General features: G+C 67.4%; 26 protein-coding genes and 1 tRNA gene. 14 read left to right on the top strand and 13 right to left on the bottom strand.

The window, feature by feature from the left end; genetic code table 11:
• The 7 genes from pth to ABNS06_RS06315 all read right to left on the bottom strand — a co-directional run.
• A partial coding sequence (gene pth, locus ABNS06_RS06345; RefSeq protein WP_348673302.1) for an aminoacyl-tRNA hydrolase occupies nt 1-350 on the bottom strand: 350 nt, incomplete at its 3' end.
• Between the two features lie 9 nt (nt 351-359).
• Nucleotides 360-1,025 carry a 50S ribosomal protein L25/general stress protein Ctc gene (locus ABNS06_RS06340; RefSeq protein ID WP_348673300.1) on the bottom strand — a complete coding sequence of 222 codons (666 nt, stop codon included), beginning with the start codon at nt 1,023-1,025 and terminating at the stop codon, nt 360-362.
• A 67-nt stretch (nt 1,026-1,092) separates the two neighbouring features.
• Nucleotides 1,093-2,046, bottom strand: coding sequence for a ribose-phosphate diphosphokinase (locus ABNS06_RS06335; protein ID WP_348673299.1), 954 nt, complete (start codon nt 2,044-2,046; stop codon nt 1,093-1,095).
• A gap of 81 nt (nt 2,047-2,127) precedes the next feature.
• Nucleotides 2,128-2,202 (bottom strand) — tRNA-Gln (locus ABNS06_RS06330).
• 83 nt (nt 2,203-2,285) lie between these two features.
• The gene (ispE, locus tag ABNS06_RS06325; protein WP_348673298.1) at nt 2,286-3,152 is read right to left on the bottom strand and encodes a 4-(cytidine 5'-diphospho)-2-C-methyl-D-erythritol kinase; all 867 of its coding nucleotides are present in this window, start codon (nt 3,150-3,152) and stop codon (nt 2,286-2,288) included.
• Nucleotides 3,149-3,793: a lipoprotein insertase outer membrane protein LolB gene (lolB, locus tag ABNS06_RS06320; RefSeq protein WP_348673297.1), complete on the bottom strand. Its 645-nt coding sequence runs from the start codon at nt 3,791-3,793 to the stop codon at nt 3,149-3,151. The genes ispE and lolB overlap by 4 nt, the downstream gene beginning before the upstream one ends.
• Before the next feature lie 22 nt (nt 3,794-3,815).
• The gene (locus tag ABNS06_RS06315; protein WP_348673296.1) at nt 3,816-5,540 is read right to left on the bottom strand and encodes a tetratricopeptide repeat protein; all 1,725 of its coding nucleotides are present in this window, start codon (nt 5,538-5,540) and stop codon (nt 3,816-3,818) included.
• Between the two features lie 155 nt (nt 5,541-5,695).
• On the opposite strand from ABNS06_RS06315, the gene hemA reads away from it, so the two are divergent.
• From hemA to ABNS06_RS06280, 7 genes are read left to right on the top strand one after another with little or no spacing between them, the layout of a single operon-like run.
• Nucleotides 5,696-6,952, top strand: a complete 1,257-nt coding sequence (gene hemA / locus ABNS06_RS06310; RefSeq protein WP_348673294.1) for a glutamyl-tRNA reductase — start codon at nt 5,696-5,698, stop codon at nt 6,950-6,952.
• Nucleotides 6,949-8,037, top strand: coding sequence for a peptide chain release factor 1 (prfA, locus tag ABNS06_RS06305; RefSeq protein WP_348673292.1), 1,089 nt, complete (start codon nt 6,949-6,951; stop codon nt 8,035-8,037). The genes hemA and prfA overlap by 4 nt, the downstream gene beginning before the upstream one ends.
• The gene (gene prmC, locus ABNS06_RS06300) at nt 8,034-8,855 is read left to right on the top strand and encodes a peptide chain release factor N(5)-glutamine methyltransferase (RefSeq protein WP_348673291.1); all 822 of its coding nucleotides are present in this window, start codon (nt 8,034-8,036) and stop codon (nt 8,853-8,855) included. Before prfA ends, prmC begins: the two co-directional genes overlap by 4 nt.
• Nucleotides 8,852-9,583, top strand: coding sequence for a HesA/MoeB/ThiF family protein (locus ABNS06_RS06295; protein ID WP_348673290.1), 732 nt, complete (start codon nt 8,852-8,854; stop codon nt 9,581-9,583). Before prmC ends, ABNS06_RS06295 begins: the two co-directional genes overlap by 4 nt.
• Nucleotides 9,576-9,992, top strand: coding sequence for a hypothetical protein (locus ABNS06_RS06290; protein ID WP_348673289.1), 417 nt, complete (start codon nt 9,576-9,578; stop codon nt 9,990-9,992). The genes ABNS06_RS06295 and ABNS06_RS06290 overlap by 8 nt, the downstream gene beginning before the upstream one ends.
• Nucleotides 9,993-10,005: 13 nt before the next feature.
• On the top strand, nt 10,006-11,709 hold the full coding sequence (locus tag ABNS06_RS06285; protein ID WP_348673288.1) for a proline--tRNA ligase: 1,704 nt from the start codon (nt 10,006-10,008) through the stop codon (nt 11,707-11,709).
• Nucleotides 11,681-12,259 (top strand): transglycosylase SLT domain-containing protein, encoded by a 579-nt coding sequence (locus ABNS06_RS06280; protein ID WP_348673287.1) that lies wholly within the window; start codon nt 11,681-11,683, stop codon nt 12,257-12,259. Before ABNS06_RS06285 ends, ABNS06_RS06280 begins: the two co-directional genes overlap by 29 nt.
• Nucleotides 12,260-12,284: 25 nt before the next feature.
• Here ABNS06_RS06280 and ABNS06_RS06275 read toward each other — a convergent pair whose 3' ends face one another.
• Nucleotides 12,285-13,055 (bottom strand): LysM domain-containing protein, encoded by a 771-nt coding sequence (locus ABNS06_RS06275; RefSeq protein WP_348673285.1) that lies wholly within the window; start codon nt 13,053-13,055, stop codon nt 12,285-12,287.
• A gap of 53 nt (nt 13,056-13,108) precedes the next feature.
• Between ABNS06_RS06275 and wrbA the strand changes: the two genes are divergently transcribed.
• A complete protein-coding gene (gene wrbA, locus ABNS06_RS06270) occupies nt 13,109-13,705 on the top strand; it encodes an NAD(P)H:quinone oxidoreductase (protein ID WP_348673284.1) in 597 nt (198 codons plus the stop codon).
• Nucleotides 13,702-14,097, top strand: a complete 396-nt coding sequence (locus ABNS06_RS06265; protein WP_348673282.1) for a DUF2069 domain-containing protein — start codon at nt 13,702-13,704, stop codon at nt 14,095-14,097. The genes wrbA and ABNS06_RS06265 overlap by 4 nt, the downstream gene beginning before the upstream one ends.
• On the opposite strand, the gene ABNS06_RS06260 is transcribed toward ABNS06_RS06265, so the two are convergent.
• The 3 genes from ABNS06_RS06260 to ABNS06_RS06250 are packed head-to-tail and all read right to left on the bottom strand — an operon-like array spanning nt 14,060 to nt 16,922.
• A complete protein-coding gene (locus ABNS06_RS06260; RefSeq protein ID WP_348673281.1) occupies nt 14,060-14,728 on the bottom strand; it encodes a DnaA regulatory inactivator Hda in 669 nt (222 codons plus the stop codon). The genes ABNS06_RS06265 and ABNS06_RS06260 overlap by 38 nt on opposite strands.
• Nucleotides 14,725-15,783, bottom strand: coding sequence for an AI-2E family transporter (locus tag ABNS06_RS06255; protein WP_348673279.1), 1,059 nt, complete (start codon nt 15,781-15,783; stop codon nt 14,725-14,727). The genes ABNS06_RS06260 and ABNS06_RS06255 overlap by 4 nt, the downstream gene beginning before the upstream one ends.
• Nucleotides 15,780-16,922 (bottom strand): DUF2066 domain-containing protein, encoded by a 1,143-nt coding sequence (locus ABNS06_RS06250; protein ID WP_348673278.1) that lies wholly within the window; start codon nt 16,920-16,922, stop codon nt 15,780-15,782. The genes ABNS06_RS06255 and ABNS06_RS06250 overlap by 4 nt, the downstream gene beginning before the upstream one ends.
• 112 nt (nt 16,923-17,034) lie before the next feature.
• On the opposite strand from ABNS06_RS06250, the gene purM reads away from it, so the two are divergent.
• The 4 genes from purM to ABNS06_RS06230 are packed head-to-tail and all read left to right on the top strand — an operon-like array spanning nt 17,035 to nt 20,687.
• Complete coding sequence (gene purM / locus ABNS06_RS06245) at nt 17,035-18,066, top strand: phosphoribosylformylglycinamidine cyclo-ligase (RefSeq protein ID WP_348673277.1); 1,032 nt, start codon at nt 17,035-17,037, stop codon at nt 18,064-18,066.
• Nucleotides 18,063-18,749, top strand: coding sequence for a phosphoribosylglycinamide formyltransferase (gene purN / locus ABNS06_RS06240; RefSeq protein ID WP_348673276.1), 687 nt, complete (start codon nt 18,063-18,065; stop codon nt 18,747-18,749). Before purM ends, purN begins: the two co-directional genes overlap by 4 nt.
• 18 nt (nt 18,750-18,767) lie before the next feature.
• On the top strand, nt 18,768-19,529 hold the full coding sequence (locus tag ABNS06_RS06235) for a DUF3108 domain-containing protein (protein ID WP_348673275.1): 762 nt from the start codon (nt 18,768-18,770) through the stop codon (nt 19,527-19,529).
• 12 nt (nt 19,530-19,541) lie between these two features.
• On the top strand, nt 19,542-20,687 hold the full coding sequence (locus ABNS06_RS06230) for an L-dopachrome tautomerase-related protein (protein WP_348673274.1): 1,146 nt from the start codon (nt 19,542-19,544) through the stop codon (nt 20,685-20,687).
• 23 nt (nt 20,688-20,710) lie between these two features.
• Here the strand turns inward: ABNS06_RS06230 and ABNS06_RS06225 are convergent, their stop codons facing one another.
• Nucleotides 20,711-21,007, bottom strand: a complete 297-nt coding sequence (locus tag ABNS06_RS06225; protein ID WP_348673273.1) for a helix-turn-helix domain-containing protein — start codon at nt 21,005-21,007, stop codon at nt 20,711-20,713.
• A gap of 89 nt (nt 21,008-21,096) precedes the next feature.
• Between ABNS06_RS06225 and ABNS06_RS06220 the strand changes: the two genes are divergently transcribed.
• Nucleotides 21,097-21,642, top strand: a complete 546-nt coding sequence (locus ABNS06_RS06220; RefSeq protein WP_348673272.1) for a carboxymuconolactone decarboxylase family protein — start codon at nt 21,097-21,099, stop codon at nt 21,640-21,642.
• Here ABNS06_RS06220 and dcd read toward each other — a convergent pair.
• Nucleotides 21,639-22,205 (bottom strand): dCTP deaminase, encoded by a 567-nt coding sequence (gene dcd / locus ABNS06_RS06215; RefSeq protein WP_348673271.1) that lies wholly within the window; start codon nt 22,203-22,205, stop codon nt 21,639-21,641. The two genes, ABNS06_RS06220 and dcd, sit on opposite strands and share 4 nt — an antisense overlap.

Below are 22,205 nucleotides of genomic sequence, written 5' to 3'. Positions count from 1 at the left end.
TTGTGCCCGCCGTGACCACCACCACGCTTCAAACGCACCGTGCCGCAGGGCAGGTCCAGTTCGTCATGCGCGACGAGCAGTGATTCGGTCGGGAGCTTGTAGAAACTGGCCAGCGCCTGCATGGCCTGGCCGCTGCGATTCATGAAGGTCTGCGGCTTGACCAGCCAGACCTTCTGCCCGCCGAGACTGACCTGTGCCAGCTCGGCGTTCATCTTCTTGTTGGGAGACAGACTGGCGCCCGCCTGGGACGCCAGCCTGTCCACCAGCCACCAGCCCGCGTTATGCCGCGTGCGGGTGTAATCGGGCCCGGGGTTGCCGAGCCCGATGATGGCAGCGATGGACGCTGTCACGGAGCCGGATCAGTCTTCCGACTCGTCCTCGCCGTCAGCGGCTTCATCACCCGCTGCGTCCTCGGCGCCCTCTTCGCCTTCCTCATCGGTCTCGACGGCCGCACGCGGCACGTGAACCGCGGCAACGGTCCAGTTCTCACCGTGCATCTGGGCAACCGACGTCACGCCTTCCGGCAGGGTCAGCTCTTCCAGATGGATGGATTCGTTGACATCCAGTCCGGACACGTCGACCGCGATGTACTCCGGCAGGTTCTTCGGCAAGCACTCGATTTCGAGTTCGTTGCGAACGCGATCCAGCACACCACCGTTGTTCTTGATGCCCGGCGCCGTCTCTTCACCGACGAAGTGCAGCGGCACCGTCATGCGCATGACCTGACCGGCCACGACACGCATGAAGTCGGCGTGGAGGATCTGCGCCTTGGACGGATGACGCTGCAAGTCCTTCAGCACCGCGTTCTCGGCCTTGCCGTCGACTTCGACGCTCAGGATGTGCGAGTAGAACGCCTCGTGTTCCAGATGGCGCAGCATCTCGTTGTGATCGACGGACAGCTGAACAGGCTCCGACTCGCCTCCGTACAGGATGGCCGGGACCCGGCCCGAACGACGCAGACGGCGGCTCGCACCCGTTCCCTGCACCGATCGAGTCTCTGCATGGACGATAAAGTCCTCACTCATGGTGTTTCTCCAGTGGTTAAAAATGCCCTCACTTCCCGCGACCAGGCTTGCGAGGACGGGTTGAAAATCAGTCGATGTAAAGCGAACTGACGCTCTCTTCGTTGGACACGCGCCGGATGGTCTCGGCGAGCATCGTCGCGATGTGCAACTGCCGGATGCGCGGCGAGGCCGCGGCTTCCGGCGACAGCGGGATGGTGTCGGTCACGACCAGCTCATCCAGCACCGAATTGTTCACGTTCTGCACCGCCGGCCCGGACAGCACCGGATGCGTCACGTAGGCGACGACACGCGCGGCGCCATGATTCTTCAGCGCCTGCGCGGCCTGCGCCAGCGTGCCGGCGGTGTCGACCAGGTCATCAACGATCACGCAGGTCTTGCCGCGCACGTCGCCGATGATGTTCATCACCTCGGCCACATTCGCCCGCGGGCGCCGCTTGTCGATGATCGCCAGATCGGCGTCATCCAGGCGCTTCGCGACCGCGCGCGCGCGGACCACGCCGCCCACGTCCGGCGACACGACGATCAGGTCCTCGTACTTCTGCCGCCAGATGTCACCCAGCAGCAGCGGCGAGGCGTAGACGTTGTCCACCGGCACGTCGAAGAAGCCCTGGATCTGGTCGGCGTGCAGGTCCACCGTCAGCACGCGGTCGGCGCCCACGGTGCCGATCATGCTCGCGACCACCTTGGCGGAGATCGGCACACGCGCCGAGCGCGAGCGGCGATCCTGTCGGGCGTAGCCGTAATACGGCATGACCGCGGTGATTCGGCCGGCCGATGCGCGATGCAGCGCATCGATCATCATCAGCAGCTCCATCACGTTGTCGTTGGTCGGCCAGCAGGTCGGCTGGATCACGAACACGTCCTTGCCGCGCACGTTCTCCATCAGCTCGACCATGACCTCGCCATCGGAGAACCGACCGACCACGCATTTGCCCAGCGGGAGCTTGAAGTTGTCGGCAACCTCTTGCGCAAGCACCGGATTGGCGTTGCCGGTGAAAAGCATCAAGGAAGAATCTGTCATCGCTTCGCCTGTGGACGGATGTTCCTGCTGCCACGGCGTCCGACGACCCGTGCCGTGCCCCGCCGAAGCGGGTTCAATGTGTGGCTGGGGCGGCAGGATTCGAACCTGCGAATCACGGGATCAAAACCCGATGCCTTACCGCTTGGCTACGCCCCAAAATCAAATTGTCTCGACGAGCCGCGCAGGTTCGCCGTCTGCCGCTACGCGTCAGACCGGACGCGTCGAACAAACCCGCGGGCTCACTCGGCCCCTTGGTCGAATCGCCTCGATCCGGACCAGATGCCGCAGTGCCAACCGCGCCAGCGCGCCGGCAGCCGGTTCAGGGCTGCGGCAGCGACCGCCGCGTCGTCCACGACGACAAAGACCGCGCTTCCGGTACCGGACATGCGCGGCCTTCCAAATTCTTCAAGCCAATCAAACACTTCTGAAACTTCTGGCGCCTGCTCCAGCACCACGGGTTCGCAGTTGTTGTGTCCGTTGACAACAATCTCCGCAGCCAGCCCGGCCTGCGAGAGGGCCGACATTTTGGTAAGGGGTTGATTCCTTGTCAATTTGGGGTGATTGAACACGGTCGCCGTACTCACGTGCACCGGCGGCACCACGACCAGAAAGTCCGCGTCCGCGACCTGGACCGGCGTGATCCGCTCGCCCACGCCTTCGACCCAGGCCGGAACCGCGTCGATGAAGAACGGCACATCGGCGCCCAGCCGCGCGCCCAGATCGCGCAGCGCATCGCCGTCCAGACCCGCCTCCCAGAGCACGTTCAACGCGACCAGGACCGTGGCGGCATTGCTCGAACCGCCCCCCATCCCGGCACCCGCCGGAATCTGCTTGTCGATGTCGATGGTGATGCCGAAGGGCGCCTCGCCCATTTCGGCCGCAAGCAGCCGGGCGGCTCGAATCGCCAGATCGGCCTCGGGCTCCACATCGTCCAGCCCGCCCGACCGCTCGATCCGAGCATCGTCACGGCGGTAGATGGTGATGCTGTCGCTCAACGTGATCGGCACGAACACGCTTTGCAGCGCATGGTAGCCGTTGTCGTAGCGGCCGGTGATGTGCAGGCACAGGTTGAGCTTCGCCGGCGAAACCCAGCGGCCCAGCATCATCCCGCCGGCCCCGCCGGGGTCGGAAACGTCCAGCGATCCACCAGCACGCGCCAGCGCGTTTCGCCGTTGTCCACGGTCAGCTTCTGGGGCATCGCGAGTCCGGTGTCGGTTGGCGCGTAGGCTTCGTAGTGAATGACCCACCCCGCCTGCTCCAGCGTCTGGAGCTGACCGGCGCCGTTGACCGTGACCGCCGCGGGAACACCGTCAATCGGCAGTCCCAGCGCCCAGGCCTGCAATCCGTCCAGCGGCAGCGTCCAGCCGTATGCGTCTCGCAGCATGCCTTCCGGGTCGCTGGTAACCCACGCGCCGTCGGCGTTGCGGATCTCCACCTGTTGGGGATGCCCGGTCAGCCGTGTGGCACCGGCACCGAACGGCCCGGCCACGTCGATCACGAAGGTTTCATCCGCCTGCTGCCAGCGCACGCGGCCGGAAAATCCGAACAGCCCGGTCGATGCGATCCGCCCGTTGAGCGTCCAGTGCGTCAGCGAGCGCAGCGCCGCCTGACGCTGCGCCCAGGCGCGCTCGTCGGCGGCCTCCTCGCCGGGTTGCACACCCCAGTGGGTGCAGCCGCCGAGCAGCAGAACCGCGACGCAAGCGATGTGAAATCGCCGCCCGGTCGGCCGGCGGAAAACGGAAGTCATGGTCGGACGCGCGAATGCCCGCCTACGGCGACAGTCGCGTGATGGTTTCCTGCAGGGTGCCGTGTTCCGGGTGCTCGGTCAGCGCGGTATCCCAAACCTGCCGGGCCTCGTCACGCTCGCCCATCTTCCACAACACCTCGCCGAGGTGCGCGGCGATCTCGGGATCGCCCAGCAACTCGTAGGCGCGGCGCAGATGCTCCGCCGCGGCATCCAGGTTGCCCAGGCGGAATTCCACCCAGCCCATGCTGTCGATCACCGCCGGATCATCCGGACGCTGCTCCAGCGCACGGGCAATGTACCCCCTGGCTTCCGAGTAGCGCTCGGTGTGGTTGGTGAGGATGTAGCCAAGGGCGTTGAGCGCGCGCGCGTCATGCTCGTCAAGCTGCACCATCTCGCGCAGATCGGCGATGGCCTTGTCCACCTGCCCGAGTTGTTCGTGAGCCAGCGACCGACCGTAGAGCAGATCGGCCTCGGCGGGGTAGGCGACCAGACCCTGCTCGTAGATCTCCAGCGCGGCTTCCGGCCGGTCCGACTGCAACAGGATGTCAGCCTCGACCAGCATCAGCTGCAATTCCATGCCGGGGTTCATGCGCGCCAGCCCTTGGAGATAGGCCTGCGCCTCCTCGACATGGCCGCCGTCGGCCATCAGATAGGCTCGGCGCGTCAGCGCATCCACCTGATGCCGCCCACCGGCGACCCGCCGATACCAGCCACGCGCGGCATCCAGATCGCCCCGTGCCTCGGAGATGCGCCCGAGGTAATAGGCCGCGTCAAACCGCTGCGCCGGCTGCTCGATCAGTTCGAGAAAGTGCCGCTCGGCCAGTTCCAGATTCTTGCGATCCAGCGCCAGCAGGCCGCGGGCGTAGCGGGCCTCGGGGTGTTTGGGATCCTCATCCAGCACGCGATCGAGCTGGACTTCCGCCAGATCCAGCGCCTCGGCCTCCAGCAGCAGACGCGCCAGCGCGAAGCGGGTATCCGGATCGTTGCCGTCCTCGACCAGAGGCTTGACCACCGCGATGCCTTCCAGCACGCGCTTCTGCTTGATCAGCACGCCGGCTTCCAGCAGCGTCGCGTCGTTCCAGTCGGGGCGCAGGGCATGCGCCTTGCGCGCGGCGTCCTGCGCCACATCCCATTCACCGACGTTCATCGCCACCAGACCCAGCGCGTAATGCGCATCGGCACTGTCGGCGTTGGCCTCGACCAGCGGCTGCATGATCGCCATCGCCGGTTCCGGCTGGACATTGTCGCGGACCAGGGTGGTGGCCACGGCGCGCAGCGCGTCGCCCTTGCGCTCGGGTTCGGCCGCGACATAGCTCTCCGCCATGTCCAGCGCAGTCTCGTAGGAACGCGCGCGCACCGCCACGCGGAACGCGGCCTCCTGTGCCTGCACGTTGTCCGGCGCCGCCTTGCGCCAGAGCTGCGAGGCTTCCACCGACAGCGCGCGATCGTTGCTCGCCAGCGCGTAGCGCGTCGCCTCCTTGGCGACATCCGCCTGCCCGGTGAGCTTGGCGGCCTCAAGATATTCCTGCGCGGCAAGCGCCAGTTCACCACGATCGCCCGCCAGCTGACCGGCAAGCACGTGATACATCGCCTGCGCCCGCTGCGGCAGCGGTTCGGCTGGCGGAGTCGGCGGGCCACCGGTGGCCTCGAACAGGGCGTTCAATCGGTCGCCCGGCTCCGGCGCAGTGACGCATGCGGCCAGCAGGGCCGCCGGAATCAGCGTGGCGAGAATTCGCAGTGTCAACATCGTGCTCCTTGGCGCTGACCATCGATCATACCCGACCGTGGCCGCGCTCATCCGTGCCGCCTCCGGGCGTCACCGAGGCGCGTTCGCGATCGTGTCGCTTGTACTGACCACAAGGCATCGCGGACAATTCCGCGCTTCCCCGATTTCTCCCGCGAATGCCCCTCCTCGTCCTCGGCCTCAATCATGCGACCGCGCCTCTTGCGCTGCGGGAGCAAGCGGCGTTCGCCCCGGACGAGCTGGAGCCTGCGCTGAACGAGGCCCGCCAGGTCGAGGGCCTGGAGGAAATCGTCGTGCTGTCCACCTGCAATCGCACGGAGCTGATCACCAGCGGCCAGCACAGCACGGACAGCCTCACACGATGGCTCGGCAGCCGATCAGCGCTGGACGCGGACACCCTGAGCGGCCACGGCTACGTGCTGGAGGATGCGGCGGCCGTACGCCACGTGTTCCGCGTTGCCGCGGGCCTGGATTCCATGGTGCTGGGCGAGCCGCAGATTCTCGGCCAGGTGAAACAGGCCTTCGCCGACGCGGATGCCGCCGAGGCGGTCGGCCCGACACTGCGGCGGCTCTTCCAGAAGGCGAACGAAGCGGCCAAGCGCGCGCGCTCGCAAACCAGCATTGGGCGCAACCCGGTGTCGTTCGCGTTCGCCGGCGTGCGGCTCGCCGAGCAGATCTTCGAGGATGTCACGCAGCAAACCGCCCTGCTGATCGGCGCCGGCGAGATGATCGAGCTGTTCGCCGCGCATCTGCGCGCCCGCGGGCTGCGGCGGTTGCTGTTCTGCAATCGCACGGCCGCGCGGGCCGATGCGCTCGCGCACAAGCATGCCGGCGCCTCGATACCGTTTTCCGAGCTGGACGCCTACCTGCCGGATGCCGATCTGCTGGTGAGCTGCACCGGCTCACCAACGCCCATCGTCACCCGCGCCGCGTTGAAGCAGGCGCTCAAGCGTCGACGCCGACGCCCGGTCTGCGCGCTGGACATCGCCGTGCCGCGCGACATCGAACCCGCCGCCAGCACGCTGGACGACGTGTACCTGTACGCGGTCGACGACCTGCAGGCGATCATTGATCGCAACCAGCAGGCCCGGCGCGACGCCGCCGAACAGGCCGAGGAACTGATCCAGCAGCATGTCGATCAGTTCATGCATTGGGTGCAGACACGGGATGCCGGCGCGGTCGTGGGAGAATTGCGCAAGCGACTAAATCGCGAAGCCGACGAGCTGACCGCGGCGGCGCTGGCCCAGATCGCCCGGGGCGAGGACCCGGCCAAGGTACTGCCGCGACTGGCGCATACGCTGGGTCAGCGCTGGCTGCACACGCCCAGTCGCGCCATCCGCGAGGCGCCGCCGGAGGATCAAGCCGCGCTGCAGGCCGCGGTGAAACGCCTGTTCGACCTGGACAACGACGCATGAACCCCAAGCTGGAACGGAGACTGGAACAACTCGTCGAACGCCACGAGGATCTCGGCCACGAGCTGAGCGATCCCGCCGTGATCGGCAATCAGGACAAGTTCCGCAAGCTCTCCCAGGAGTATGCCCATCTCGGCCCGCTGACCGAGGCCTTCTCCGCATGGCGCGCCTCGGCAACGGAGCTGGAGGAGCTGGAGGTCATGCAGGCCGACAGCGATCCGGAGGTCCGGGCCATGGCCGAGGACGAAGTTGGCGCGGTCACCGACCGCCGCGCCGAACTGGAGCGCGTGCTTTACGGATTCCTCGTGCCGCGTGATCCGCACGACGACTCCAACCTGTTCCTGGAAATCCGTGCCGGCACCGGCGGTGACGAGGCGGCGATCTTCGCCGGCGATCTGCTGCGCATGTATCAGAAGTACGCCGAGACCCGCGGCTGGCGTGTCGAACCGCTGTCGGAAAGCCATGGTGAACACGGTGGTTACAAGGAAGTCATCAGCCGCGTGGTCGGCGCGGGCGCCTATTCGCGGCTGAAGTTCGAATCCGGCGCGCACCGCGTCCAGCGCGTGCCGGAAACCGAATCGCAGGGGCGCATCCACACCTCCGCCTGCACCGTCGCGGTGCTGCCGGAACTGGATGACGTCGAGGCCACCGACATCAACCCGGCCGAACTGCGCATCGACACCTTCCGCGCCAGCGGCGCCGGTGGTCAGCACGTCAACAAGACCGACTCGGCCATCCGCATCACCCACCTGCCCAGCGGCATCGTCGTCGAATGCCAGGACGAGCGCTCGCAGCACAAGAACCGGGCGAAAGCCATGGCGCTGCTGCAATCCCGGCTGCTGGAAATCGAACAGAGCCGGCAGGCTTCCGAACAGGCCGCCTCGCGCAAGTCGCAGGTCGGCAGCGGCGATCGCTCCGAGCGCATCCGCACCTACAACTTTCCGCAAGGCCGCGTGACCGATCACCGCATCAACCTGACCCTGTACAAGCTCGCCGAGATCATGGAAGGCGCGCTGGACCCGGTGATCGACCCGCTGCTCGCCGAATACCAGGCCGAGCAGCTGGCGGCGATCAGCGACGACGCATGAGCAGCTACGGCGACGTGCTGGCCTGGGCGGATGCCCGGTTGAACAACGGCGCGCAGGCCAGACGCCTGCTGGAGGACGCGGCCGGACGCTCGATCACCTGGCTGCTGGCCCATGCCGATGACCTGGCGCCCGACGACCTGCGCCCGCAGATCGAGGACTGGGTGCAGCGCATCCAGTGGGGCGAACCGGAGGCCTACGTCACCGGCGTGACCCACTTCTGGAAGCTGCGCCTGCGCGTCACACCCGACGTACTGGTGCCACGGCCGGATACCGAAACCCTGGTCGAACTGGCCCTCGGCCTCGGCGGGGCCCAGCCGCAGCGCGTCGTCGACCTGGGCACCGGCAGCGGCGCCATCGCGCTGTCGCTGGCCATGGAGAAACCGACCTGGCAAATCGTCGGCACCGACGCCTCGGAAGGAGCGCTGGATGTCGCCCGTCGCAATGCGCTGGATTGCGCGCTCAGCGGCGTGCGCTGGTATTCCGGCGACTGGTACCAGGCGCTGGACCAGATGCGCTTCGACGGCATTGTCAGCAATCCGCCCTATGTCGCGGCGGACGATCCGGCGCTGTCCGACGACGTACTGAAGTACGAGCCGCAGGGCGCTGTCATCGCCGCGGACGATGGCCTGGCCGACCTGAAGACCATCATCGGCCAGGCGCCCGATTACCTGAACGCGCGGGGCTGGCTGGCGGTGGAACATGGCTATCAGCAGGCCGAGCCGGTGCGGGCGTTGTTCGAGGCCGCGGGCTTTGTCGACGTCGGCTGCAAGCGCGATCTGGGCGATCATCCCCGCGTCACGTTCGGCCGGCTGCGTTGACCGACGCCGCCCGCTACGCCCGCCAGATCGTGATGCCGGCGATAGGCGAAGCCGGCCAGCGACTGATCGGCGACAGCCGCGTGGTGATCATCGGCCTGGGCGGTCTCGGCAATCCGGCCGCGACCTATCTCGCCGGTGCCGGCGTGGGCACGCTGGAACTGGTCGACCACGATGCCGTTGCGCTGAGCAATCTGCATCGGCAGTTTCTCTTCCGCGACACCGATCTGGGCCGCCCCAAGGCCGAGGTCGCCACCGAACGGCTCACGGACTACAACCCCGACATCGACGTCCGCGCGCATGTCACGCGGCTGGATGAATCGGTGTTCGATGCCCTGCTGCCCGGCGCCGCTGCCGTGCTGGACTGCACCGACAACTTCCCGACCCGGTTCGCGATCAACGCGGCCTGTGCGCGCCATCGCGTGCCGCTGATACTCGGAGCCGCGATCGGGGTGCAGGGCCAGCTCGGCATCTTCCGCCACGATCTGCCGTCAGCGGGCTGCTACCGCTGCCTGTTCGACGAGACCGGCGAGGCCGCCGAAGCCTGCGAGGATGCCGGCGTACTCGGCCCGGTGGTGGGCATGATCGGCGCGTGGCAGGCCTTCGAAACCCTGCGCCTGCTCATCGAAGACGGCGAAGCGGGCAGCCGCTGGCTGCATTTTGCGCCGGAAACGCGGACAATCCGGGCACACGAGATTCCGCCAGACCCCGCCTGCCCCATCCATGCCTGACGCCCAGCCTTCAACGGACGTGCTTCTGCTGCCGCGCACCACGGCCATCGCGCTGATGCACGCCGCCCAGTTGTCGCCGGATCATCCGATCGCCGGCGTGCTGGCTCTACGCGACGATCAGCCGGCGGACCTGATCCCCTGCCCGACGGATTCGAAAGAGGCGCTGGATGCGGCCTGCTCGCGGGCGGCCGGCAACGGCGGCATCTTCGCCATCTATTACTCCAGACCCACGGCCGCCGCCGAGCCGGAGGACCTGCCGTCGCCCCTGCAAGATGCCGCGACCCGGCATCCACTGCTGATCGTGTCACTGAACACCAAGGGCGTGTTGCAGACCCGGGCCTGGACCCACACCGACACCGGCTTTGTCGAGCGGGAGCTGACGGCCATCGAGCCGCCCACCGCCGCCTGACCAGACGAGACCCATGCGCCTCTCACAATTTCCGATCACCACGACCAAAGAAACGCCGGCCGACGCCGAAATCGTCAGCCATCAGCTGATGCTGCGCGCCGGCATGATCCGGCGGCTGTCCTCCGGCCTGTTCACCTGGATGCCGCTGGGCCTGCGCGTACTGCAACGCGTGCAGACCATCGTCCGCGAGGAGATGCAGCGCGCCGGCGCCGTCGAGCTGCTGATGCCCAGCATCCAGCCCGCCGAGCTGTGGGAGGAATCCGGCCGCTGGTCGAAGATGGGCCCGCTGATGCTGAAGATGCGCGATCGCCACGATCGCGACTTCTGCTACGGCCCGACTCACGAGGAGGTGATCTGCCACCACGTGCGCCAGGACGTGAAGTCCTACAAGCAGCTTCCGCTCAACTACTACCAGATCCAGACCAAGTTCCGCGACGAGATCCGCCCGCGCTTCGGCGTGATGCGCTCGCGCGAATTCCTGATGAAGGACGCCTACTCCTTCCACATCGACCAGCCGTCGCTGGAAGAGACCTACCAGGCGATGCGTGCGGCCTACACTCGCATCTTCGAGCGCATCGGCGTGGACTTTCGCGTGGTACAGGCTGATTCCGGCGACATTGGCGGCTCGCGCAGCGAGGAGTTCCACGTCCTCGCATCCTCCGGCGAGGACGAGCTCGCGGTGGCACGTGACGGTCAGTTCGCGGCCAATGTGGAAGCGGCGGCCACGCTGCCGTCCGACAGTCCCCGCCCCGAGCCGGGCGCGCCGATGCAGCAGGTGGAAACGCCGCATTGCAAGACCATCGAGCAGGTCTCCAATCACCTGGACCTGTCGCCGAAGCAGTGCGTCAAGACCATGCTGGTCATGGGCAAGAACGACAAGCCGCTGGCGCTGGTCGTGCGCGGCGATCACGAGATCAACGACATCAAGGCCGCGAACCACCCCAAGGTGCGCGACCCGTTCACACTGGTTGACGAGGCCGCCGCGCGCGCGACCGTCGGCGCCGGATTCGGATCGGTGGGCCCGGTGGGCCTGTCCATCCCCGTCATCGTCGACCACGCCGCCGCCGCGCTGGCGAATTTCGCCTGCGGCGCGAACGCCGACGGCATGCACCTGATCAACGTCAACTGGGGCCGCGACCTGCCCGAACCCGAGGTCGCGGACCTGCGCACGATTCGCGACGGCGACCCCAGCCCCACCGGCGAAGGCCCGGTGCAGCTGGTGCGCGGCATCGAGGTCGGCCACATCTTCCAGCTCGGCCGCAAGTACACCGAAGCGATGAACGTGACCGTCCTCGACGCCGACGGCCGCGAGGTCCATCCGGAGATGGGCTGCTACGGCATCGGCGTGACCCGCGTGGTCGCCGCCTGCATCGAGCAATGCGCCGACGACAAGGGCATCGTCTGGCCGGCGTCCGTCGCGCCGTTCCAGGTGGTCATCGCCCCGATCGGCGGCAAGAAGAGCGATCGTCCGATCCAACGCGCCAACGAGCTGTACGAAGCGCTGCTGGAGCGCGGTGTCGATGTCGTGCTGGACGACCGCAACCTGCGCCCAGGCGTGATGTTTGCAGACCAGGAACTGATCGGCATCCCGCATCGCATCGTCGTGGGGGACCGCGCGCTGGATCGCGACGTGCTGGAGTACAAGGCCCGCGATGCGGAGGAAGCGACCGAAATCGCGAACAGCATCGATGCCGTGCTCGAAGCGATCGGCGGTTAGTCTCGCGCTGGTTCTGATGCTGGGCGGCGGCGCTGCGCACGCCCAGGTCATGGAGCCCGATCCCGGCGTCCGCGCCGCGCTGATGGAGGCCGTGGCCGAGGCCGACAGCTTCGACCACCCCTTCGATGCCGAGGTCTGGCTGCTGGACATGGCCACGCGGCTGGACGCCTACGACGCCGCCTACGACGACGGCCTGGAGATTCTCCGCGTCGCTCACCGCGAGGCCAGCCGCGCCGAACTGCCGCCGGAGCTGGTGCTGGCGGTGATCGACATCGAAAGCCGCTTCGACAAGTTCGCGATCTCCCATGCCGGTGCGCTGGGCCTGATGCAGATCATGCCGTTCTGGCTGGAGGAGATCGGCCGTCCCAACGACAACCTGTTCCAGATCGAGACCAACCTGCGCTACGGCTGCGCCATCCTCAAGCACTATCTCGACCGGGAAAATGGCGACCTGACACGGGCGCTGGCCCGCTACAACGGCAGCCTGGGCAAGACCTGGTACCCGGAGCGGGTGCTGGAGGCGCTGTCGCGCCGCTGGTATCAGCGCTGATCCGCCACGCCCGGGCAGTCAGGCCCTAGTCACCCTCGACGCGGATCGGCCCGATCCGGACCTGGCCGCTGTGCAAACCGCCGGATTCGCGCAAGGCCTCGTAGGTCGCGTCCACGGTGGGGTGTTTGGGAATCTCCAGATCCATGCCGATGCGCAGCGCCGACGGGCTGGGCAGCCGGTCCGCGTTCGCCCGATAAATCAGCGGCCACAGGAATCCGTTGTCGTAGACCTCCGGCCGCGCCGCGATTCCCCAGAGCGTATCCCCGCGCGCCACCCGGTAGATGATTTCAGCGATGCGGGTCGACTGGTTCAGATGCGCCAGCAGGTCGTAGGCACGGCGCGCGTCACCGGCCAGCAGCGCGGCGTCGGCCTCGCGCAGCGATGCCGCCTGGGCCTGGTCGAGCACCGTGCGCTGGCGCAGCTCTTCACGCTCGTTGCGCGCCAGCTCGACGAAGCGCTGGTTCAGCGCCGCCTCGGCGCGGGCCTGCGCCGCACGGGCCAGACGATGCGCGCGCAACACCTGCCCGAGCCGGGCCGCGGACTCGGCGCGTTCCAGCAGGGATTGCGCCTCCCCGACCTCCGCATCACGCAGCGTGGCTTCCCGCACCGCGCGATGCGCCGCCGTCAGCGCGCCCCCGGCCTCCACCGACTGCACCGGGACGACAGCCGGTGCGGCCGGCTCGGGCGATACGACGGGCGCCGGCTGGCGCTGCCCGACACAGCCGGCCAGCAGCCCGCAGATCGCCAGGTGACGCAGCACTGTCGTGGACAGGATTCCGATTTGAGTTACCCGCATGGGCGGGTATTCTGCCGCACCCACGCCCTTGCCACCCCGTCCGCGCCGCTGCCATGAGCACCCGAATCCTGATTCTCTACTACTCCCGCCACGGCGCGACGGCCGCGATGGCCCGACACATCGCCCGCGGCGTGGACTCGGTGACCGGTTGCGAGTCCGTGCTGCGCACCGTTCCGAAGGTGTCCCCCGATTTCGACCCGTCAGCCGACGACCTCCCTGCCGACGGGCCGCCCTATGTCGACCCCGAGGATCTTGCCGACTGCGACGGCCTGCTGCTGGGCTCGCCAACCCGCTTCGGCAACATGGCGGCACCGCTCAAGTATTTTCTGGACACGACATCGGGCGACTGGCTGTCCGGCACGCTGGCCGGCAAGCCGGCGGGCGTGTTCACCTCGACCAGTTCACTGCACGGCGGTCAGGAAAGCACCCTGCTCGCGATGATGCTGCCACTGCTGCATCACGGCATGCTGATCTGCGGCATTCCCTACCAGGAGCCAGGCCTGACCCGAACAACCTCCGGCGGCACGCCCTACGGCGCCACGCATGTCGCCGGGGCCCAGGGCGACCGCAGCGTCGACGACATCGAAGCGGAACTGTGCCGCGCGCAGGGCCGTCGGATCGCCGAGCTGGCCAGGACGCTGGCCCGATGATGCGCTGGAGTCCGCTTGCCCGCGCCCTCGCCCTGCTCGGCTGGGCCGCGACGATTCTGACCCTGCTGCTGTGGTTCGGCTGGCTCTCGACCATGCCCTACGGCTGGGGCATCGCCATCGTGCTTTGTCTGCCGCTGTTCGCGGCCGGGCCGGGATTGTGGAAACGCCGCGGCTACACCTACGCCTGGTGCAGCCTGCTGTCGCTGGCGTACATGGCGCTGGGCCTGATGGAAGTGTTCGCGACATCGGTCGGGCGTACACCGGCGATGGCGCATCTGCTGGCCGCGGTGGCGCTGTTCCTGGGCTGCGTGCTGTACCCGCGATTGAGCAATCGCGAGCAGGGACCGGCGTCGGCTACCGCTCCAGAAGATCCCGCACCAGGGGAATCGTGACCTCGCGCTGCGCCGCCAGGCTGGCGACGTCGATCGCCTCGACCAGCGCGACGACGGCGGGCGCCGATCGCGAGACGCGACGCAGCACGTAGCGGGTCACCGACGCGGGGCAACGCAAGCCGCGGACCGCCAGGCGTTGTTCAAACAACGCGCCCAATCCGGTCTCGTCCAGCGATTCCAGCCGATGCAAGGCCGCCCAGCGCAGGCGCGAACGCAGATCGGGCGTGGCGAACTCCACCGCATCGGGATGCCGTGACAGGCTCGCCACCCAGCGCCCGGACTCGACCCTCGCCTGGTCGATCAGGCGCAGCAATGCCAGCTCCCAGTCCCGCTCGCCCGCCACCGCGTCCACGTCGTCCAGGCCGACGAAGTCCAGACCACCGAAGGCGTCGAGCATGTCCGGGCCATGGTCGATGAGCTGACGCATCGGCAACCAGGCCCGGCGACCGGGCTGGCGGCTGGCGGCCTGCAGCAGATGGGTCTTGCCGCTGCCGGGCGGGCCGACCAGCACCAGCGGCTGATCACCCTGGCGCAGCGCGTCGACCACGGCGGCATTGGCGCCGGGAACAAAGCTGGCGAACTCGGTAGCCTCGGCGAGTTGCAGACCCAGCGGAAGCTGGGGCGTGTTCATCCGTCGCCGCGATAAAGGCTGCTGGTGAGCCACTGCCGAGTCGCGAATCGGACCACGACCGCGATCGCGGCCGCCGCGGGCAACGCCAGCAACACGCCGACAAACCCGAACAACTGCCCACCGGCGAGCACGGCGAAGATCACCGCCACCGGGTGCAGGCCAATCCGGTCACCAACCAGCAGCGGGGTGAACACCGTCGACTCCAGCAGCTGCCCGACGCCGAACACGACCGCGACACCGACCAGCGGCAGCCATTCCGCGGATTCGATCAGCGAGGCCAGCACCGCCAGCAGAATCCCGACGATGAAACCGAGGTACGGCACGAAGCTGACCAGGCCCGCGATCAAACCGATCAGCAGCGCCAGATCCAGCCCGACGATCCACAGGCCGACGATGTAGACCACCGCCAGACACAGCATGACCAGCAGCTGTCCGCGGATGAAGGCCGACAGCACGTCATCGGTTTCCACCGCCAGCTCGCGCACCGTCGGCATCCAGCGGCGCGGAATCAGCTCGGCGATCCGCTCGATCAGGCGATCCCAATCGCGCAGCAGGTAGAAGGTGACGACCGGTATCAGCGCCAGATTGCCGATCAGCGCGATCGCCGCACCGCCCGACTTCGTCAGCGATCCCCAGAGCCCTGCCGCCATACCGCCAGCCTGGCTCCAGTGCTCGGTCACGAACTGGCGCAGACTGTTGATATCGAAACGGAAATCTTCCGGCAGCGTAATGCCCATCGCCGGCAGCCAGCGATTCTGGATCGCGTCGATCAGGTCCGGCACGCGCCGGCTCACGGTCACGATCTGCTCCTGCAGCATGGGCACCAGCAACAGCGCGAGAATCACCGCGGCCAGCGTCAACGAGGCGAACACGATCGCGACACCGGCCGTGCGCGGAATCCGCACCGCCTCCAGCCGGTCGACCAGCGGGTCGCCCAGATAGGCGAGCCCGGCGCCGAACACGAACGGCGTCAGAATCGGGCTGAGCAGCCAGACGCCGACCAGCACCCCGAGCAGGGCGCCGAATCCGACCATCATCCGAATCCGGGGCGTCATCGGTTGAGCGCGTAGCGCATCGGGGCACCGGGACCGAGCAGGTCATCATCCGGCGCGACGTAGTCGTCGGCGACCAGCACCCGACCGAGATCGATGGACTGCCGGAGCTGCTCGCGCGTGGCCGTGGTGTGCAGGCGGTAGATGATGCCGCCGGCACCGGCCTCGACCAGCGTGACGGCGGTCACCGGCGGCAGGTCGGTGAGGAAATTCAACACCCGCCCGTAGTCGTCCAGGGAACGCACACCGGTGACCGCCAGCTCCACACGGCTGTCGACACCATCCGCGGTCCCGCCGCCAATGCCGTATTGCGCCAGCAGCCGCCGGCCGAGCGTGCGCGCCCCACCGGCCAGCAGCGCTTCCAGCGAAGCGTCGGTTTCCTGCCAGCTCGTGGACTGCGAGCCGGCATCCAGCATCGCCCAGCGCGCCGACCACAGGCTGCCCTCGCGTTCCACCCGGCCGACCAGGACCTTGGCGGGGTCGTAGCGCCCGGAGGCCCGCATGATCTCGTCGGTGAACAGGCCCTGAATGTCAGCCGGCCGGATCGCCCGCTGATCGGACAAGTCCATGCTCGGGAACACTAGGGGCAGTCCCAACCTGCCGGCTTCCGACACGAAGGCCTCGGCCTGATCGCGCTGCTCGCCGCTGACGATCTCGCCACGATCCAGCGTCAGCCAGATCAGGGTCAGCGGACGCCGCGACGGCCACGGCGTGAATCCGGCGTCGCGCAGCAGCATCTGCACGGCGCGCGGATCGAAACGGGCGATGAAGCGATAGCGGGTCGGCGGCGGTTCCGCGGGCACCGGGTTCGTGATGGCGGCTTCCGGCGTCTCGGCGTCATCCTGCGTTTCCGGCTCCGGCATCTCCACCGGAATCGGCTCGAAGCGATAAAGCGTGACCAGTTCCTGAGCGCGGTCCAGCAGCAATTCCGACTGCGGCGACTGCATGACGCCGTCCGAGCCCATGGTCTTGACCAGCACCTTGGCGAACACCTGACGCAACGCGGCCTGGCGCGTGGCTTCGTCGCGGTCGGTGGTCACGACTTCGCCCTCGTAGAGATCGGGCACGACGACGGAAGCCGCGGGAGCGGCCATCGGAAGAGCCAGCCCCAGGGCCAGCACGGTCAGATAGATCAGGCGCATGGTTTACAATTGTACCCACTCCCCGCCGCGGACAGGCGCGTTGGTCGCGGATTCTCCGGCTCGCGACCATGCCGTCCGGCGGGTTCATCGTTTTGCTCACGAGAACCCTCCCATGTCAGGACTGACCTACCGCGACGCTGGCGTTGACATCGATGCCGGCAACGCCCTTGTCGACGCGATCAAACCGGCCGTGGCGGCCACGCAGCGTCCCGGCGTGCTGGGCGGCCTGGGCGGATTCGGCGCGTTGTTCGAACTGCCGGTGGACCGCTACCGCCGGCCGGTGCTGGTCTCCGGCACCGACGGCGTCGGCACCAAGCTCAAGCTCGCCATCGAACTGGGCGACGTGTCCGGCGTGGGCGTCGATCTCGTCGCGATGTGCGTCAACGACATCCTCGTCGGCGGTGCCGAACCGCTGTTCTTCCTGGACTACTACGCAACCGGCAAGCTGGACACCGAGCAGGCGGCCACGGTCATCCGCGGCATCGCCAGGGGCTGCGAGCTGGCCGGCTGCGCGCTGGTCGGCGGCGAGACGGCGGAAATGCCGGGCATGTATGCCGCCGGCGATTTCGACCTCGCCGGATTCTGCGTCGGCGTGGTCGAGCGCGATGCGATTCTCGACGGCAGCCAGGTCGGCGATGGCGACGTGATTATCGGCCTGGCGTCATCGGGCGTGCATTCCAACGGCTTCTCGCTGGTCCGCAAGCTGATCGAGGTCAGCGGCGTGGACCTGAACACCGCGCTTCCCGGCGAGACCCGCAGCCTGGGCGAAGTCCTGCTCGCGGCCACGCAGATCTACGTGCGCTGCGTGCTGGACATGCTGGCCCGTTCGACCGTCCACGGCATGGCCCATATCACCGGTGGCGGCCTGCTGGAGAACGTGCCGCGCTCGCTACCGGACGGCTGCCAGGCGATCATCGACACCAACGCCTGGCCGCGCAGCCCGCTGTTCCAGTGGTTGCAGGAGGCCGGCGACATCGCCCACGACGAAATGCACCGCACGTTCAATTGCGGCATCGGCATGACGTTGATGGTGCCGCAGCAGGCCGTGGACGCCGTGCTCGCCATCGCCGCTGAACACGACATCGACGCCTGGCGCATCGGCCGGATCGTCGCCGGCGAGCGCAAGGTACTGCTGGACGGATGAACCCGAGCCAACCGGCGCGGCTGGTCGTCCTGATTTCCGGCACGGGCCGTAACCTCCAGGCGCTGATCGATGCCGCCGAGCGCGACGACCTTCACGCCCGGATCGTGCTGGTCATCTCCAACCGGCCGGGCGTTCAGGGTCTGGCGCGGGCCGAGGCGGCGGGCATCGCCACGCAAACCATCGATCATCGCGACTACCCCACCCGCGAGGCCTTCGATCAGGTGCTCGGCGACGCCATCGCCGCGGTCGAGCCCGACATCGTCGCGCTGGCGGGCTTCATGCGCATCCTCACCGCGGAGTTCATCCGCCGATTCGAGGGGCGCATGCTGAACATTCACCCATCGCTGCTGCCCAAGTACCGTGGCCTGCAGACCCACCGGCGGGCGCTGGAGGCGGCGGATCACTGGCATGGGGCCAGCATCCACTTCGTCACCGAGGAACTGGACGGGGGCCCCGTGGTCCTACAGGGCCGGATCGCCGTCGAGCCCACCGATACCGAGGAGACGCTGGCCAGACGCGTGATGGAAAACGTGGAATTGCAGATCTACCCGGCGGCTGTCCGCTGGATGGCGGACGGGCGGCTGCGTCTGCGCGACCACGTCGCCTGGCTGGACGACACCCAGCTTCAGACGCCGGCCCTGTGGCCACTCGAGGAATCGACCGAGGATTCCCCCACCCCTTGACCGACAAGGACTCCTGCCATGACTCGAATCCTACTGATCGCCGCGAGCCTGCTGCTAAGCGCCCAGGCGCCGGCGCAAGACACCGACGCCACTGGTGCGAGCAACGCGGCATTCGCGCCCTGGAAGGCGTCCTACAGCCTGACCCGCGGCCCGCTGACGCTGGGCCACGCCGAATTCGAACTGGTCGACGATGACGGCCAGAACTGCCATGTCTATCGTTACGACGCCAAGCCGGTAGGGCTCGCACGCCTGTTCATCGGCCAGTTGCACGAGGTCAGCGAATTCTGCGTTCGCGACGGCGTCATCCGCACCCAGCGCTTCGAGTTCCGGCGTGACGACGAACCCGAGGACAACTTCGTGCTGAATTTCGACTGGGACGCTCTGACGGTCACCGGCCCGGGCGACAAGGAACGCCAGATCCCGGAGGATGCGATGGACCGGCTCGCGATCCAGCTCGCGGTGCGCGACCTCCTGGTCAGCCACCCCGACGCGCTGCCCACCGAACCGCGCAACTTCACCATGATCGAGGACGACCGCATCAAGACCTACACGATGCAGGTCAAGGGCCGTGAAGTGGTCAAGACGCCGGCGGGCGAGTTGCAGGCGATTCGCGTCGAACGCGTCAAGGACCCGAGCAAGACGACCATCTTCTGGGTCGCGCCGGAACTGGGCTACATCCCGGTCCGCGTCGAGCAGCGCAAGAACGACTCCGAGGTGCTGTCCATCGCATTGCGCAAGCTGCCGGAACTGCCTGTCTCAGTGTCCGCGAACGCGCCGTAAAGCCGTCCCTGCATGCTCCGATGGCTGCTCAGACTGACCGGCGCGCTGCTCGGTCTGCTCGCGGCGGCCGCGCTGGTCCTCAAGCTCGTCTACGGCGGTGGTGGAGCCTTTCCCGACCGGACCACGGCCGCGGCCCTGCCCGACGGCACCCTGGAGATCGTCGCGGAGCTGGACACGCCGCCCGGCAATGTCGCGGTCTCGCGCAACGGTCGGTTGTTCCTGACCCTGCACCCCGAGGCGCGGCCGGACATCAGCGTCATCGAATGGGTCGACGGACAGGCCAGGCCCTGGCCGTCCGAGGCGTTCCAGCATCCCAGTGGAGATGACGACGGCTTCCGCAACGTGCTGTCTATCCGCATCGACCGTCAGGATCGGCTGTGGGCCCTGGACAACGGCCATCACGGTCTCGACCACCCGGCCCTCTACGGCTTCGACCTGAGCTCCGGGGCACTCGTCCACCGCTACCGCTTCTCGCGCGAGATGGCGCCGCTGGGCTCACATCTCAACGATTTCCAGGTGAGTCCGGACGGTCGGACGATCTACATCGCCGATGCCAGCCTGTTCCGCAAAGACCCGGCGGTGCTGGTCTACGACATCGACGCCAAGCTGGCCCGCCGGGTCATCGAGCATCATGAAAGCGTCGTACCCGAACGCTACGTGTCGATGGTGCAGGGCCGGCGCATGGAGGCCTTCGGACTGGTCGCGATCCGGCCCGGTGTCGATTCGATCGCGCTGTCCCGCGACGGCCGCTGGCTGTACTTCGCCCCAATCACCAGCAACCATCTCTACCGCGTCGCCACGCGCTATCTCGACGATCAAGCGCTGGAGCCCGCCACCGTCGCCGGCCGCGTCGAGCGCTACGCGCTCAAGACCATGAGCGACGGCATCACCACCGACGACGCCGGCAACATCTACCTGTCCGACCCCGAGCACTCGGCCATCATCGAACTCGACACCGAACGGGAACTGACCACGCTGATCCGCGATGAGCGCCTGCGCTGGCCCGACGGCTTTTCATTCGGCCCCGATGGTTGGCTTTACGTCACCGGTTCAGCGCTCAATCAGGTCATTGCCCGCCCACCAGACTCGGTGGCCGAGCACGCGCCCTACCCCGTGTTTCGCTTCAAGCCCGGCCCATCGGCCGCGGCCGGGCACTGAGAGCTTGTCCGTGAATCGACGGTTCAGGGGTAGCCGCCGGTCGCCTCCACCCACCGCCCGGCCCATTCCGACAGCGGCTTGTAGACCTCCAGCAGATCACGCCCGAATGCCGTCAGCGCGTAGCCATCGGCCTGCCGCTCGACCAGACCGGTCGCGACCAGGTCCTTGATCCGCTGGTTCAGCACGGTGGGTGAAATGTCACCGCAGGCCTGTTGAAGCTGGCGGAAGCTCAGCGGATCACCACGCAGTTCCCAGATCACGCGCATCAGCCATTTGCGACCCAGCAACGCGACGATTTGAGCGATCGGTGGTGAGGACATGTCTCGATCCATGAGCGGACGAACGGTGCTTGCCTGGCCGCTACACATTGAGTAGCGTTTATCGCTACACTTCCAGTAGCAAAACTATCATGGACGCACCGAGACTCAAACCATTACCGCCACCCTATTCCGCCAAGGCCCAGGCCATGCTGGATGCGCTGCTGCCCGACGGCATGCCCGTGCTGAACATCTTCGCCACGGTGGCCCACAACCCGCGGGTACTGGAGCGCATGCTCGCCGGCGGCTTGCTGGACAAGGGGTCGATCAGCCTGGCCGATCGCGAACTGGTAATTCTGCGCAGTTGCGCGCGCTGCCGGGCCGAATACGAATGGGGCGTGCACGTCGCCGGCTTCGCCGCGGCGGCCGGCCTGAGCCGGGAGCAGGTGGAGGACACCGTGTGTCAGGCCATCGACCCGAACCTGTGGACCGACAAGCAGCGCTGCCTGATCGGCTGTGTCGATGCCCTGCACGAGCGGCAGTCGATTCCGGACACCCTGTGGGCCCGGCTCGCCGAGCATTATGCCGATGATCAACTGGTGGAGATCGTCATGCTCGCCGGGCTTTATCACGCCGTGAGCTTCGTGGTGAACGCATTGCGCGTGGACCACGAACCCTCGGCACCGCGGTTTCCCTAGGTCTTCGGCAGCGTCACGCCGCGCTGGCCCTGGTACTTGCCGGCGCGGTCCCCGTAGGACACATCGCAGATCTCGTCGGATTCCAGGAACAGCATCTGCGCCACGCCCTCGTTGGCGTAGATCTTCGCCGGCAGCGGGGTGGTGTTGGAGAACTCCAGCGTCACGTGGCCCTCCCACTCGGGTTCCAGCGGCGTAACGTTGACGATGATGCCGCAGCGCGCATACGTGCTCTTGCCCAGGCAAATCGTCAGCGTGCTGCGCGGGATGCGGAAGTACTCGATGGTCCGCGCCAGCGCGAAGGAATTGGGAGGGATGATGCAGCAGTCACCCTGAAAGTCGACGAAGCTTTTCTCGTCGAAGGCCTTGGGGTCGACGATGGCCGTATTGATGTTGGTGAAGATCTTGAACTCGTCCGCGCAGCGCACGTCGTAGCCATAGCTGGACACGCCATAGGAGACGATGCGCTGCCCGTCGACGGCGCGCACCTGCGTGTCCGCGAACGGCTCGATCATTCCCTGCTCGGACGCCATGCGCCGGATCCAGCGATCGGACTTGATGCTCAT

Source organism: uncultured Abyssibacter sp. (assembly GCF_964000955.1).
Taxonomy (GTDB): domain Bacteria; phylum Pseudomonadota; class Gammaproteobacteria; order Nevskiales; family OUC007; genus Abyssibacter.
The sequence above is the reverse complement of the archived record's forward strand: the minus strand, read 5'-3'. Positions and strand labels throughout refer to the sequence as shown.

Excerpts from the sequence above, each read along its gene's own strand:
- ABNS06_RS06340 (WP_348673300.1), bottom strand. The coding sequence starts at position 1,025 with ATGAGTGAGGACTTTATCGTCCATGCAGAGACTCGATCGGTGCAGGGA.
- ABNS06_RS06335 (WP_348673299.1), bottom strand. The coding sequence starts at position 2,046 with ATGACAGATTCTTCCTTGATGCTTTTCACCGGCAACGCCAATCCGGTG.
- ispE (WP_348673298.1), bottom strand. The coding sequence starts at position 3,152 with ATGATGCTGGGCCGCTGGGTTTCGCCGGCGAAGCTCAACCTGTGCCTG.
- lolB (WP_348673297.1), bottom strand. The coding sequence starts at position 3,793 with ATGACTTCCGTTTTCCGCCGGCCGACCGGGCGGCGATTTCACATCGCT.
- ABNS06_RS06315 (WP_348673296.1), bottom strand. The coding sequence starts at position 5,540 with ATGTTGACACTGCGAATTCTCGCCACGCTGATTCCGGCGGCCCTGCTG.
- hemA (WP_348673294.1), top strand. The coding sequence starts at position 5,696 with ATGCCCCTCCTCGTCCTCGGCCTCAATCATGCGACCGCGCCTCTTGCG.
- prfA (WP_348673292.1), top strand. The coding sequence starts at position 6,949 with ATGAACCCCAAGCTGGAACGGAGACTGGAACAACTCGTCGAACGCCAC.
- prmC (WP_348673291.1), top strand. The coding sequence starts at position 8,034 with ATGAGCAGCTACGGCGACGTGCTGGCCTGGGCGGATGCCCGGTTGAAC.
- ABNS06_RS06290 (WP_348673289.1), top strand. The coding sequence starts at position 9,576 with ATGCCTGACGCCCAGCCTTCAACGGACGTGCTTCTGCTGCCGCGCACC.
- ABNS06_RS06285 (WP_348673288.1), top strand. The coding sequence starts at position 10,006 with ATGCGCCTCTCACAATTTCCGATCACCACGACCAAAGAAACGCCGGCC.
- ABNS06_RS06280 (WP_348673287.1), top strand. The coding sequence starts at position 11,681 with ATGCCGTGCTCGAAGCGATCGGCGGTTAGTCTCGCGCTGGTTCTGATG.
- ABNS06_RS06275 (WP_348673285.1), bottom strand. The coding sequence starts at position 13,055 with ATGCGGGTAACTCAAATCGGAATCCTGTCCACGACAGTGCTGCGTCAC.
- wrbA (WP_348673284.1), top strand. The coding sequence starts at position 13,109 with ATGAGCACCCGAATCCTGATTCTCTACTACTCCCGCCACGGCGCGACG.
- ABNS06_RS06265 (WP_348673282.1), top strand. The coding sequence starts at position 13,702 with ATGATGCGCTGGAGTCCGCTTGCCCGCGCCCTCGCCCTGCTCGGCTGG.
- ABNS06_RS06260 (WP_348673281.1), bottom strand. The coding sequence starts at position 14,728 with ATGAACACGCCCCAGCTTCCGCTGGGTCTGCAACTCGCCGAGGCTACC.
- ABNS06_RS06255 (WP_348673279.1), bottom strand. The coding sequence starts at position 15,783 with ATGACGCCCCGGATTCGGATGATGGTCGGATTCGGCGCCCTGCTCGGG.
- ABNS06_RS06250 (WP_348673278.1), bottom strand. The coding sequence starts at position 16,922 with ATGCGCCTGATCTATCTGACCGTGCTGGCCCTGGGGCTGGCTCTTCCG.
- purM (WP_348673277.1), top strand. The coding sequence starts at position 17,035 with ATGTCAGGACTGACCTACCGCGACGCTGGCGTTGACATCGATGCCGGC.
- purN (WP_348673276.1), top strand. The coding sequence starts at position 18,063 with ATGAACCCGAGCCAACCGGCGCGGCTGGTCGTCCTGATTTCCGGCACG.
- ABNS06_RS06235 (WP_348673275.1), top strand. The coding sequence starts at position 18,768 with ATGACTCGAATCCTACTGATCGCCGCGAGCCTGCTGCTAAGCGCCCAG.
- ABNS06_RS06230 (WP_348673274.1), top strand. The coding sequence starts at position 19,542 with ATGCTCCGATGGCTGCTCAGACTGACCGGCGCGCTGCTCGGTCTGCTC.
- ABNS06_RS06225 (WP_348673273.1), bottom strand. The coding sequence starts at position 21,007 with ATGTCCTCACCACCGATCGCTCAAATCGTCGCGTTGCTGGGTCGCAAA.
- ABNS06_RS06220 (WP_348673272.1), top strand. The coding sequence starts at position 21,097 with ATGGACGCACCGAGACTCAAACCATTACCGCCACCCTATTCCGCCAAG.
- dcd (WP_348673271.1), bottom strand. The coding sequence starts at position 22,205 with ATGAGCATCAAGTCCGATCGCTGGATCCGGCGCATGGCGTCCGAGCAG.